This window comes from Micromonospora humida, assembly GCF_016901255.1.
GTDB lineage: Bacteria > Actinomycetota > Actinomycetes > Mycobacteriales > Micromonosporaceae > Micromonospora > Micromonospora wenchangensis.
In genome coordinates this window covers 1-12,773 of the sequence record NZ_JAFEUC010000003.1, presented here as the reverse complement: position 1 = coordinate 12,773, position 12,773 = coordinate 1, and the positions used below count along the sequence as shown (strand labels likewise).

13 protein-coding genes and 1 riboswitch are annotated in these 12,773 nt (G+C 70.2%); of the genes, 10 read left to right on the top strand and 3 right to left on the bottom strand.

Features of this window, described 5'->3' with window-relative positions; translation table 11 throughout:
* Positions 1–42 precede the first annotated feature (42 nt).
* From JQX11_RS07100 to JQX11_RS07090, 3 genes are all read left to right on the top strand, one after another.
* Positions 43–1,449, top strand: a complete 1,407-nt coding sequence (locus JQX11_RS07100; protein ID WP_204924193.1) for a cytochrome ubiquinol oxidase subunit I — start codon at positions 43–45, stop codon at positions 1,447–1,449.
* A gap of 16 nt (positions 1,450–1,465) precedes the next feature.
* A complete protein-coding gene (cydB, locus tag JQX11_RS07095; RefSeq protein ID WP_204924192.1) occupies positions 1,466–2,464 on the top strand; it encodes a cytochrome d ubiquinol oxidase subunit II in 999 nt (332 codons plus the stop codon).
* A gap of 115 nt (positions 2,465–2,579) precedes the next feature.
* Complete coding sequence (locus JQX11_RS07090; protein WP_204924191.1) at positions 2,580–3,782, top strand: GNAT family N-acetyltransferase; 1,203 nt, start codon at positions 2,580–2,582, stop codon at positions 3,780–3,782.
* Between the two features lie 72 nt (positions 3,783–3,854).
* On the opposite strand, the gene JQX11_RS07085 is transcribed toward JQX11_RS07090, so the two are convergent.
* Positions 3,855–4,556, bottom strand: coding sequence for a hypothetical protein (locus tag JQX11_RS07085; RefSeq protein ID WP_204924190.1), 702 nt, complete (start codon positions 4,554–4,556; stop codon positions 3,855–3,857).
* 66 nt (positions 4,557–4,622) lie between these two features.
* Positions 4,623–5,084 carry a peroxiredoxin gene (locus JQX11_RS07080; protein WP_435822406.1) on the bottom strand — a complete coding sequence of 154 codons (462 nt, stop codon included), beginning with the start codon at positions 5,082–5,084 and terminating at the stop codon, positions 4,623–4,625.
* Between the two features lie 164 nt (positions 5,085–5,248).
* Between JQX11_RS07080 and JQX11_RS07075 the strand changes: the two genes are divergently transcribed.
* Positions 5,249–5,977, top strand: a complete 729-nt coding sequence (locus JQX11_RS07075) for an SDR family oxidoreductase (protein ID WP_204924620.1) — start codon at positions 5,249–5,251, stop codon at positions 5,975–5,977.
* A gap of 185 nt (positions 5,978–6,162) precedes the next feature.
* On the opposite strand, the gene JQX11_RS07070 is transcribed toward JQX11_RS07075, so the two are convergent.
* Complete coding sequence (locus JQX11_RS07070) at positions 6,163–7,164, bottom strand: pentapeptide repeat-containing protein (RefSeq protein WP_204924188.1); 1,002 nt, start codon at positions 7,162–7,164, stop codon at positions 6,163–6,165.
* Positions 7,165–7,301: 137 nt separating this feature from the next.
* Here JQX11_RS07070 and JQX11_RS07065 point away from each other — a divergent pair, with 137 nt between their 5' ends.
* The 6 genes from JQX11_RS07065 to JQX11_RS07040 all read left to right on the top strand — a co-directional run.
* Positions 7,302–7,613, top strand: coding sequence for a transposase (locus JQX11_RS07065; protein ID WP_204924187.1), 312 nt, complete (start codon positions 7,302–7,304; stop codon positions 7,611–7,613).
* Positions 7,610–8,536, top strand: a complete 927-nt coding sequence (locus tag JQX11_RS07060; protein ID WP_204924186.1) for an IS3 family transposase — start codon at positions 7,610–7,612, stop codon at positions 8,534–8,536. The genes JQX11_RS07065 and JQX11_RS07060 overlap by 4 nt, the downstream gene beginning before the upstream one ends.
* A 1,050-nt stretch (positions 8,537–9,586) precedes the next feature.
* Entirely contained in the window at positions 9,587–10,591 is a 1,005-nt protein-coding gene (locus JQX11_RS07055) for a tyrosine-type recombinase/integrase (protein ID WP_204924185.1), read from the top strand.
* A gap of 90 nt (positions 10,592–10,681) precedes the next feature.
* The gene (locus JQX11_RS07050; protein WP_204924619.1) at positions 10,682–10,999 is read left to right on the top strand and encodes an ArsR/SmtB family transcription factor; all 318 of its coding nucleotides are present in this window, start codon (positions 10,682–10,684) and stop codon (positions 10,997–10,999) included.
* Complete coding sequence (locus tag JQX11_RS07045) at positions 10,999–11,694, top strand: cation efflux transmembrane domain-containing protein (RefSeq protein WP_204924184.1); 696 nt, start codon at positions 10,999–11,001, stop codon at positions 11,692–11,694. Before JQX11_RS07050 ends, JQX11_RS07045 begins: the two co-directional genes overlap by 1 nt.
* 172 nt (positions 11,695–11,866) lie before the next feature.
* A riboswitch (ZMP/ZTP riboswitch) is annotated at positions 11,867–11,943 on the top strand.
* A gap of 13 nt (positions 11,944–11,956) precedes the next feature.
* Positions 11,957–12,773: bifunctional 5,10-methylenetetrahydrofolate dehydrogenase/5,10-methenyltetrahydrofolate cyclohydrolase (locus JQX11_RS07040; RefSeq protein WP_204924183.1), on the top strand; the 817-nt coding region annotated here is incomplete at its 3' end.

Below are 12,773 nucleotides of genomic sequence, written 5' to 3'. Positions count from 1 at the left end.
GTATCTACTACGTCTCGTAGTATCAATGGCAGGGGGATCCCGGTGGACGCGTTGGACGTCGCCCGCTGGCAGTTCGGTGTCACCACCGTCTACCACTTTCTCTTCGTACCACTGACCATCGGACTGTCCGTCCTGGTCGCCATCCTCCAGACCCGCTGGCACCGCACCGGCGACGAGAAATACCTCAAACTCACCAAGTTCTACGGCAAACTCTTCCTGATCAACTTCGCCATGGGCGTCGTCACCGGCATCGTGCAGGAATTCCAGTTCGGCATGAACTGGTCCGACTACTCCCGCTTCGTCGGCGACATCTTCGGCGCACCCCTGGCCATCGAAGCCCTCGTCGCCTTCTTCCTCGAATCCACCTTCATCGGCCTGTGGATCTTCGGCTGGGACCGGCTACCCCCACGCCTGCACCTGGCCAGCATCTGGGCCGCCGCCATCGGCACCAACCTGTCCGCCTACTTCATCCTCGCCGCCAACTCGTTCATGCAGAACCCCGTCGGCTACCGCTTCAACCCCGACACCGGACGCGCCGAACTCACCGACTTCGTCGCCGTCCTCACCAACAAGGTCGCCCTGATCACCTTCCCGCACACCCTCGCCGGCGCCTTCCTCGTCGCCGGCGCCCTCGTCACCACCGTCGGCCTCTGGCACCTCATGCGCCGCCGCGACAACCCCGACACCGACGCCTACCGCCACGCCACCCGCTTCGGCGCCTGGGTCGTCCTCATCTCCGCCACCCTCGTCGTCCTCACCGGCGACATCCAAGGCAAGATCATGACCCAGGTGCAGCCCATGAAGATGGCCGCCGCCGAAGGCCTCTACACCACCGAAAGCCCCGCCTCGTTCTCCGTACTCACCGTCGGCAGCCTCGACGGCAACCGCGAGATCTTCGCCCTCAAGATCCCCTACCTGCTGTCCTACCTCGGCACCGGCGACCCCAACGGCACCGTCCACGGCATCAACGACCTCCAGGCCCAGTACGCCAGCCAGTACGGCCCCGGCAGCTACACCCCGATCATCCCGGTCACCTACTGGAGCTTCCGCTTCATGATCGGCTTCGGACTCGCCGCCGCCGCCGTCGCCCTGCTCATCCTCTGGACCCAACGCAAGGGCCGCACCCCCACCAACAGGTGGCTGCTGCGCGCCGGCCTGATCATGCCCGTGCTCCCACTGCTCGCCAACTCCTTCGGCTGGATCTTCACCGAGATGGGCCGCCAACCCTGGATCGTCTTCGGCGAGATGCTCACCCGCGACGGCGTCTCCCGCAGCGTCTCCCTCACCGAAGTCCTCACCTCCTTCACCGCCTTCACCCTCATCTACGCCACCCTCGCCGTCATCGAATTCAAACTCCTCCTGCGCTACGCCCGCGCCGGCGTACCCGACATCACCCCCACCCCCGACGACACCGACGACGCCGAGCGCCCGCTCGCCTTCGCCTACTGAGCCCCGGAGCCCCACCGTGGAACTCACCACCATCTGGTTTCTCCTCGTCGCCGTGCTCTTCACCGGCTACTTCATCCTCGAAGGCTTCGACTTCGGCGTCGGCATGCTCCTCCCCGTCCTCGGCCGCGACGACCGGCAACGCCGCGTCCTCATCAACACCATCGGCCCCGTCTGGGACGGCAACGAGGTCTGGCTCATCACCGCAGGCGGCGCCATGTTCGCCGCCTTCCCCGAGTGGTACGCCACCCTCTTCTCCGGCTTCTACCTGCCCCTACTGCTCATCCTGCTCGCCCTCATCGCCCGCGGCGTCGCCTTCGAATACCGCCACAAGCGCCCCGAAGCCACCTGGAAACGCCGCTGGGACCACGCCATCTTCTGGGGCTCCGCCATCCCCGCCCTACTCTGGGGCGTCGCCTTCGCCAACATCTTCCGCGGCGTACCACTGGACGCCGACCACGAATACGTCGGCAGCCTGATCGACCTGCTCAACCCCTACGCCCTGCTCGGCGGCCTGACCACCCTCGGCCTCTTCCTCACCCACGGCGCGGTCTTCCTCGCCCTCAAGACCACCGGCGACATCCGCCACCGCGCCGGCACCCTCGCCGTCACTCTCGGCGTCGGCACCGCCGTCGTCGCCGTCGCCTTCCTCACCTGGACCCTCACCATCCGCGCCAACCTCGCCGCCATCGTCCTCGCCGCCGGCGCCGCACTCGCCCTACTCGGCGCACTCGCCGCCGCCCGCGTACGCCGCGAAGGCTGGGCCTTCACCGGCACCGCCCTGGCCATCGCCCTCGCCGTCGCCACCCTCTTCACCGCCCTGTTCCCCAACGTCATGCCCTCCACCGCCGACCCCGCCGGCACCCTCACCGCCACCAACGCCGCCTCCACCCCCTACACCCTGAAAATCATGGCCTGGGTCGCCGTCGTCTTCACCCCGATCGTCCTCGCCTACCAAAGTTGGACCTACTGGGTGTTCCGCAAGCGAATCGGGGTACAGAACATCCCGCAACACTGAGAGACGCGCGAGGGGCGCGGGGACGCGGGGCCGGAGCGAGGGGGTCGCACCGGCCCCGCAACGCGTCCACCACAAACCCGTCGCCGACCAGCCCACCCACCGCTATCGTCGCCGCATGCCGCACGACCCCCACGTCCGGGAACTCACCGACGACGACACCACCGCCGCCTGGCACCTCGGCCGCACCGCCTTCGGCTCCGACCCGCAACCCGCACCACCACCCACCACCACCCCCGGCACCACCCGCTACGGCGCCTTCGACCACACCGGCCGCCTCATCGGCAAAGCCATCGACCTGCACCACCACCAGTGGTGGGACGGCCGCACCATCGCCGCCGCCGACATCGCCAGCGTCGCCGTCGCCCCCGAAGCCCGCGGCCGCGGCGTCGCCCGCGCCCTGCTCACCACCCTCCTGCGCGGCGCACACGACCGGGACGCCGCCGTCAGCGCACTGTTCCCCACCGTCGCCGCCCCCTACCGCGCCTGCGGCTGGGAAACCGCCGGCACCCTCCGCACCGTCAACCTCCCCACCGCCCTGCTCACCCGCCACCACCCCAGCCCACACCTCACCGTCCGCCCCGGCACCGCCGCCGACCTCACCGCCGCCGACGAACTGCACACCCACACCATCCGCCACCGCCGCGGCCTACTCGCCCGCAGCGGCCCGCTGCACGAACACCGCCGCACCCGCCACACCACCGACAACACCCTGCCCTACGACGGCCTCACCCTCGTCGAACACCACGGCCACCTCGTCGGCTACGCCGGCTGGAACCGCCGCAACCACTACGGCGACGACGGCACCATCACCGTCGAAGACCTCGCCGCCACCACCGCCGACGCCGCCCGCGAACTCGTCGGCATCCTCGCCAGCTGGCACAGCGTCGCCCCCACCCTGCGCCTCACCCTGCTCCCCGGCGACCCCCTCACCCCCCACCTGCCCGTGGAGAAGGCCCGCGAACACGAACAGGACACCTGGATGCACCGCCCCGTCGACGTCACCCGCGCCATCCGCGACCGGGGCTGGCCACCACACCTGCACGGCACCGCCACCTTCACCCTCGACGACCCCCTCGCCGACTGGAACACCGGCACCTGGCACCTGGAGATCACCGACGGCCACGCCGACCTGCGCCGCACCACCACCCCCGCCGACCTGCACCTGACCGTCCGCGGCTTCGCCCTGCTCTACACCGGCGCCGCCACCGCCCGCACCGTCGCCCAGGCCGGCCTGCTGCACCACCCCACCGGCACCGACCCCACCCCACTCGACCTACTCGCCGCCCCCGGCCCCGCCCAACTCGGCGACTACTTCTGACCCACCCCGGCCGGGGGCCTCCGCATCGGCTGCCCCCGACCAGCCCCCACCACAGCCGTCACCGGCCCCACCTCACCGCGCCTCGCGCAACTCCGCCAACCGCGCCTCGATCTCCGCCAACTCCGCCCGCAACTTCTCCGCCTGCTGCTCCGCCTCCGACCGTTCCGCCGACAGGATCTGCTCCACCGCCTCCTGCACCCCCGGCACATCCACCAACGCCACCATCCGCAACGCCTCCGCCGGCTTCACCACGTACGGCTTCGCCAACGCCTTCGCCCCCTGCTGCGCCGCCACCGTCCACTCACCATCGGCATACGCCAACGTCACCGTCAAACCCGCCGGCCCCTTCGGCTTCGCCACCTTCGCCGGCCGCCGCGCCGCCGGCTTCTCCACCGGCACGGACTGCTGCTCCACCTTCGGCTCCTCCCGCCTCTGCACCGGCACCCGGGGCGTGTCCAACACGAACTCCGGCTCCGCCTTCGCCGTCGGCTCCACCTGCTCCACCACCGGCTCCGACTTCACCTCCACCACCCGACGACCCGCACCCCGCGGCGCCACCGCCAGATCGGCGGGGGAGAAGGGCAACTCGTCGCGACCGAACCGCACCACCACGAACTCGTCCGACACCGCCGGATCGGTCACCTCCACCACCTGACCCACCTGCCCGGCGATCTGCCCCGCCGACGCGGTGAACACCACCTTCGGCTTCCGCCCCGCCGCCAACGCCTCCCGGATACCCCGCACCTCGTCATCGGACAAACCCTGGCCCGCCATCACAACCCTCTTTCGTACACGTGTCTGATCCTGCCTTGATACCAGCCCACCACGACAACCGGAAGATCAGCCCCCCAGCACCCGCAACGCCTCGTCCGCGTGCTCGTTCATCCCCAACTCGCTGTGCACCACCGCCAGCACCCGCCGGTCCTGACCGATCACGAACGTCATCCGCCGCGTGCTCAACGGCCCCAACGGCAACCGCCGCCGCACCCCGAACGCCTGCGCCACCACACCGTCGACATCCGACAACAACGGATAGTCGAACCCGTGCATCCGGGAGAACTCCGCCTGCTTCTCCACCGCATCCCGACTGATCCCCACCCGCTGCGCCCCCACCGCCGCGAACTCCGCCGCCAGATCCCGGAAGTGACAACTCTCCGCCGTACACCCACGCGTCATCGCCGCCGGATAGAAGAACAACACCACCGGCCCCGCCGCCAACAACTCCGACAGCCGCCGCGGCGCACCCGTCTGATCCGGCAACACGAAATCCTCCACCAGATCACCGACACTCACACCCACCACACACCTCCACCGATCCGATCCGTCCGAAACGCGGTGAGCGTAAGCGATCACCCCACCCACCGCCGCGCCACCGCGCCACGTGAGCACCCACACCCTGCCCACCACACCGGCGCGGACGGTACCGTCACACCACCGCACACCGGACCGGCAGGGGAGCAGGGACAATTACCACGGTCACCGTCATCACCGGCGGCAGCCGAGGCATCGGCGCCGCCACCGCCCGACGGCTCGCCGCCGCCGGCCACCACCTCGCCATCGGCTACCGCCGCGACCACGCCGCCGCAGCCGCCGTCGTCGCCGACATCCACCGCCTCGGCCGCCGCGCCGTCGCCGTCCCCGCCGACACCACCGACCCCACCCAGATCGACCGCCTCTTCACCGCCGCCGCCGACCTCGGCCCCCTCACCGCCCTGGTCAACAACGCCGGCGTCACCAGCCCCATCGGCCCCTTCACGGCACTGCGCCCCGACGACCTGCGCCGCGTCGTCGACGTCAACCTCATCGGGTACGTCCTCTGCGCCCAACAGGCCGCCCACCGGCTCACCCACGGCGGCGCCATCGTCAACATCTCCTCCGCCGCCGCCACCCTCGGCAGCCCGGGGGAGTACATCCACTACGCCGCCGTCAAAGCCGCCACCGACACCCTCACCATCGGTCTGGCCAAGGAACTCGCCCCCCGCGGCATCCGGGTCAACGCCGTCGCCCCCGGCATCATCCGCACCGACATCCACACCGACTCCGGCGTACCCGACCGCGCCGACACCGCCGCCGGGCGCATCCCGCTCGGCCGCGCCGGTGAACCCGACGAGGTCGCCGGCGCCGTCGCCTGGCTGCTCGGACCCGACGCCACCTACACCACCGGCGCGGTGCTGCGCGTCGCCGGCGGCCTCTGACCGGCCGCCCGGCCGTCAACCGGTGAACAGCCTCGCCGCCGTCAGCACCGTCCGCACCACCCCGTACCCCGGCAGCACCGACACCACCGAACAGGGAACCCACAACCAGAAAGCCCACAACCGGGGAGCCAGCCCGCGGGCACGGACGGACACCCGGCGTTCGCGACCGCTCCAGATCCCGCCCGTCAACACCCCTGCCTATCCCGCGGTGGGACGGCTTCTGGCCGGGCCGCTCCATCAGGCAGCACCGTCTCGTCGTCCACCCAGGCGCATCGCACCGTGCTGCTATTCACCCCCTTCGCGCCAACGAGGTACGCACCGTTCAGGTTCGCGTTGGCCAGGTACGCGTCGGTCAGGTCTGCGCCGTTCAGGTTCACATTGGTCAGGTTCGCACTGCTCAGGTTCGCACCGTTCAGGTTCGCGTCCACCAGGTTCGCGTCCACCAGTTTCGCATTCCCCAGGTCGGTCTCGTCCATATTCACACCGTTGAGGTCACCGTTGGTCAGGTCCGCGTTGGTCAGGAATGCGTCGGACAGGTTCGCGCCGCTCAGGCTCACACCGGCCAGATACGCGTTGCGCAGACCCGCGCTGGTCAGGTTCACGAGATTCAGGTTTGCGCCGGCCAGGTATGCGTCGCGCAGGTCCGTACGCGCCAGGTTCGCACCCGCCAGGTTGGCACCCGCCAGGTTCGAGCGGGTGAGGTCGAGCCGGGTGTTGCCGTCGTGGGTGATGTCCCGACGGCCCAGCACGGTCAACGTGGCTTGAATGTCCACCGATGGGGGGACCGCAGGACGGTCGGCGGTCGGATGTGGGACCGGGCGCGCGGGTTTCGGGGGCGCAGGGGCATGGACCCTGACGAACGCGGCAAGGACGTCAACGACGGCGGGCTGGTCCGCGGCGGAGTCACGCATGATGCGTTCCAGGGCGTAGATCGCGCCGAGGCGTACGTCGACCTTCTCCGGGCCGGATTGGCCGAGCTGCTCGACGGCCTTGGTGAATCGGTCGGTGATCTGTCCTTGCTCGGTCAGGCGCTGCTGCTCGCGGTTGGCCATGCTGGTTTCCTGGTTGGCCTTGTAGGTCAGATACAGGCCGGCAGCGAGAACGAGCACCGACACGACCTGACCGACGGCGATCCACCGCTGCCACGGGTCGGGCTTGAGATCGATCGGCGCGTGCTCCAGGCGCATGACGCGGTTCCGGCTGCCGTCTCTTGGCACACGGGCGGCATGAGCATCCTTGGAACGGGAAGCGGCTCGGGACTGAGGTTCCCCCGGTAGCTCGGAGGCTTTCGATCATGTTCTGATGGAGCTGAAGGGAGTCATCCGTGGCTGCACCGAAGAAGTACCCCGATGAGCTGCGTGAACGTGCGGTGCGTTTGTATCGGGAGTCGGACCCGAAGCCCGTGATCCGGCAGCTGGCACGCCAGCTTGGTGTGCATCACGAAGCGTTGCGCAACTGGATCCGCCAGGACGAGGCCGACCGCGGTCAGCGTGACGACCGGCCGACGACCTCGGAGGTGGAGGAGCTGCGCCGGCTGCGGCGGGAGAATGCCGAGCTGAAGCGGGCCAACGAGATCCTGAAAGCCGCGTCGGCTTTTTTCGCCTCGGAACTCGACCCGACCCGGCGACGGTCGTGACGCTCGTCGACGAGCTACGCGATCGCTTCGGGGTCGAGCCCGTCCTCCGGGTCCTCAACGTCGCCCCGTCGACCTACTACGGCTGGCTCGCCCAGGCCGCCAACCCGTGTGCTCGGCGGCGGGAGGATGCGGAACTGGCGGTGGAGATCGCGGAGATCCACGACGTATCGGGTGGCACCTACGGCAGTCCAAGGGTGCACGCCATGCTGCGCCGGCAGGGCCGCCAGGTGGGTCGCAAGCGGGTGGAGCGGTTGATGCGGAACGCCGGCCTGCAAGGGGCGTTCCTGCGCAAGAAGTGGCGCATCCCGTCGACCCGGTCGAACCCGAAGGCGACACCGGCTCCCGATCTGGTGAACCGGCAGTTCACGGCTGCGGCGCCGAACCGGTTGTGGGTCGCCGACGCCACCCGCATCCCCTGCGGTGAGGGCGTGTTCTGGCTGGCCGCAGTGCGGGACGTGTTCTCCAACCGCATCGTGGGCTGGCGCTGCTCTGACCGCTGCGACACCGACCTGATCCTCGGCGCCCTCGAATACGGCATCTGGTCCCGCGACGTCCGCGACGGCCAACTGATCCACCACTCAGACCGCGGGTCGAACTACACGTCGTTCCGCTTCGCCCAACGCCTGGCCGACAACGGCATCCTGCCCTCCATGGGGTCGGTCGGCGACAGCTACGACAACGCCCTGATGGAGAACTTCTGGTCGACGTTGAAGATCGAACTGGTCTACCGCAACTCGTGGCGCACCCGCGACGAGGCCGAGAACGCGATCTTCACCTACATCGACGGCTGGTACAACACCCGCCGCATCCAGAAAGACCTCGGCTGGCGATCCCCAGACGAGTACGAAACCGCCTGGCACACCCACCAGGCCCGACACGACCAGACGGCTATCGTTCAGCCTGAGCCCACCGGCGCCAGGTAACTAACCCTCCGGCAAACCGGGGGAACCTCAGGACATCCGGGTGTTGGGGGGCATGCCTCCATTTGATCCCAACCCGGCCAACCTTCAGCACCCACCCGATCCGGCACTGGCCACGCTATTGCCGAACGAACGTTTCGCACTCGCCACCGAACCCCATGATCGCCAGACCGGCGGCCAGACCCGGCCGGTCCGGGAACCGCTTGATCAGCATGGAGTCAGGGGAGATGTAGCGATACCCAGCCCGATCCCGCCCAGCAACCCGTACCGATGTGCAGCAGCCACAGCACCCGGTGGCGATCCCCCGGCGCGCCGCCGGGGGATCAGCCGGCTGTACCCGGGCGGCGCGACGGTGTGCCGACAGTCGAGTGCGGACAGCATCGGTACTCCTTCTCCGGACCATCGCGGTGACGTGCTCCGTCGCGTGCCCCGCCGCCTGCTGCGGGCGAACCGACGCTGTGCCAGCGGTCACCCCGGTGGGTCGAACGGTCACCCGACGGCCCTCGTGACCACTCACGATCATGATTCGATAATGCATATTATGTAAAGCTAAGCCGGAGAGGAGCCCCCTGCCGGCCTTCGGGCACCCGGGATGGCGAGTGCCCGCCTTCGGGGCCGCAACCGCTTCTCACACCCGCGTGGTGTCCACCGCGCAACAGCGGGTCGCACTGCCGCGCCGGATCCGACGAGCCGCCTGTGCGGGTCAGGCAGCCGACGAGCCGCCGGTGTTCCGGTGGGACGTCGGTTCGTGTGCGTGGCCTGCCGGTGCGGACAGCGGCCCGGGACGTCCGCCGGTCCACTGCGGCGTCCCGGGCGTCACGCGACCCGCAGCCCCGCTGCGCGCATCCCGGACTGGTGCTCCACCATCACCCGGACGGATGCCGAGCCGTGAGACTCCCGTTCAGGCGCGCTGACAGCCCGCCGAGGATGCAGGCAATGTCGGCAGGTGGAACCGGCCCGGATGCACTGCGGCCCGGATGCACTGCGGAGCAGCCTGATGTCGCTCCCCTCCCCTGGTGGCCGACAACCCGAGAAAGCTGCATAATATACCTTATGCATTACAAACAGGACGAATCGGTTGGACGGCTCGTCGAGGAGTTCCTGACCGCGCGAGCCACCCGCAAGCCCTCCCCACACACGCAGGAGGCGTACCGGCGGGACCTGCTGGCCGTCGCGGCGCTGGCCGGCGAGGAGTGCAGCCCTCCCCTGCCCCTCGACGAGTTGACGATCTCCGCCCTCTCCCCCCGGCTGATGCGGGCCGCGTTCGCCCGGTTCGCCGCGCCCCGGGCGGCAGCGTCGGTGCACCGGGCCTGGTCGAGCTGGAACGGGTTCTTCTCGTTCCTGGTGGCCGAGCAGGTGGTGGCGGGCAACCCGATGCCGGCGGTGGGGCGTCCCCGCACCCCGCTCCCCCAGCCCAAGCCGTTGCGGGGTGAGGACACCCCGGAGGTGCTGCTGGCGTCGGTGTCGCGGGAGGACGCGCGGCAGCGTGATCCGTGGCCGGAGCGGGACGTCGCGGTGCTGGCGTTGGCGTTGTGCGCGGGGCTGCGCCTGGCGGAGTTGTTGGCGTTGCGGGTGTCGTCGGTGTCGGGGAGGGCCGGTGAGCGGCGGGTGGCGGTGGCCGGCAAGGGTGGCCGGCCGAGGGTGGTGCCGGTGGAGCCGGAGTTGGACGAGGTGGTGGCGGCCTACCTGGACAGTCGGCGGCGGCGGTTCGGGGCGCGCAGCGTACGACCGGACGGGGTGTTGTTCGTGGATCGGCGGGGTGAGCCGCTGCGTCGGGGTGGGTTGCAGTATCTGGTGGATTCCTGTTACCGGCGGGCGGGGATCACCGATCGGGTACCGGCGGGGGCCCGGTTGCACGCGTTGCGGCACACGTTCGCGACCCGGTTGGCCGAGGACGGGGCGGGGGCGGCGGAGATCATGCGGTTGTTGGGGCATGCGTCGTTGGCGTCGTCGCAGACGTACATCGAGGTGACGGCGGGTCAGCAGCGGGCGGCGGTGCGGTCGAACCGGACGAACCGGGTGTTGGTGGGGTTGGTGTCGGGAGGGCGTCCGGGCTGAGGGTGGGGTGGTCCGGGGTGCGGTGGCTGTCGAGCATGACGGTTCACCGCTTGCTGAATACAGCGGCCGCTGTACTGTCGTGGTGTGGAGATGTTGACGCACGGTCAGGTCCTTGCCCGCTTCGGCCATGCCCTGTCCGACCCGGTGCGGGCCCGGCTGCTGCTCGCGTTGCGCGAGCGCCCCGGCTACCCGGCCGAGCTCGCCGATCTGCTCGGCACCAGCCGGCAGAACCTGTCCAACCACCTGGCCTGCCTACGCGGCTGCGGCTTGGTCGTCGCCGTCCCCGAGGGTCGACGGACCCGGTACGAACTGGCCGACGCCCGGCTCGCGCACGCCCTGGGTGACCTGCTCGGCCTGGTCCTCGCCGTCGACCCGGCCGCCTGCGCCGGCACCGACGGGTGCTGTTGATGACCGGGCCGCTGCCGCTGCTGAGCGCCGAGCCGAGCCCGACGCGGCGGGCGACGCTGGTGCGCCGGGTCCGCCTGTTGGTGGCGGCCACCATCGCCTACAACGTGATCGAGGCGGCCGTCGCGCTCACCGCCGGCACCCTCGCCGACTCCACCGCGCTCGTCGGGTTCGGGTTGGACTCGGTCATCGAGGTGTCCTCGGCCGCCGCGGTGGCGTGGCAGTTCACCGCCGCTGACCACGAACGCCGCGAACGAACCGCGCTGCGGATCGTCGCCGGCTCATTCTTCGCCCTGGCCGCCTACGTGACCGTCGAGTCGGTGCGGGCTCTGGTCGGCGGCGACCGGGCCGAGCATTCCACCGTGGGACTGGTGCTCGCCGTGCTGTCGTTGCTGGTGATGCCGCTGCTGTCGGCGGTGCAGCGCCGCGCCGGGCGGAAGTTGGGGTCGGCGTCGGCGGTGGCCGACTCCAGGCAGACGCTGCTGTGCACCTATCTGTCCGCGGTCCTGCTGGTGGGTCTGGCGGTCAACTCGCTGTTCGGCTGGTGGTGGGCCGACCCCGCCGCTGCGCTGGTCATCGCCGCCGTCGCCGTCAGAGAAGGCCGCGACGCTTGGCGCGGGCACACCTGCTGCACCCCGGTCATATCCGACAGCGGCCCGACGTCCGACGGATGTTGCGCGCCCGGCAGCCCGCGGTGACGGCCGCGCCGGCCCGTCGGACCCGTGTGCTCGGGCGGTCGTCGACCCTCGGGTGGCCCACGTAGCCGTTCCCGAGACGGATCAGTTTGTCGGCGTCGGGTTTCGCCGGAACCTGGGAACGGCCCGTGTGGCGCGGGCGTACGGGGTGTGGGTGGGTGTGGGATGGTGTGGGTGGACGCGACTGGCGGCACGGGGATGGGTCAACCATCGGGGAGCTCGTCGCGGGGGTCGACCGCCTGGGCCTCCGTGGTCGAGGTGAGTCATGTCTGTTTCCTCTTCCCTCTCCCCCACGCCTGGTATGGCCCGGTTGTTGCCGGGTGGGCCGGTGGCGGAGCGGATTCTCGCCGAGGTCGCCGACGGGGTGGCGGCGTTGCGGGCGGCCGGGGTGGTGCCGGCGTTGGCGACGGTGCTGGTGGGTGACGACGACGCCAGTGCCGGGTACATCCGGATAAAGCAGCGGCAGGCGGCGGAGTTGGGGTTCGCGTCGCCGCACGTGCGGTTGCCCGGGTCGGCGTCGCAGGCCGATCTGCACCGGGTGTTGCGGGATTTCAACGACGACGCCGGGGTGCACGCGGTGTTGGTGCAGCATCCGGTGCCGGGGCAGCTGGATTACGACCGGGCGTTGGAGGTGCTGGATCCGGATTCGGACGTGGACGGGATGCATCCGGTGAATATGGGCCGGTTGGCGTTGGGGTTGCCGGGGCCGTTGCCGTGTACGCCGGCGGGGATCGAGGCGTTGTTGGCGTTCCACGGGGTGCCGGTGGCGGGGCGGGAGGTGGTGGTGTTGGGTCGTGGTGCGACGTTGGGGCGTCCGTTGGCGATGTTGTTGGCGCAGAAGCGGCCGACGGCGAACGCGGCGGTGACGGTGGTGCACACGGGGGTGGCGGACTGGCCGCGGTACACGCGGCGGGCGGAGATCCTGGTGGCGGCGGCGGGGGTGCCGGGGATCGTGCGGCCGGAGCATGTGCGTCCGGGTGCGGTGGTGGTGGGTGGTGGGGTGCGGTACGAGGGTCGTCGGTTGTTGCCGGATGTGGACGAGTCGTGTGCGCGGGTGGCGGGGGCGATCACGCCGCGGGTGG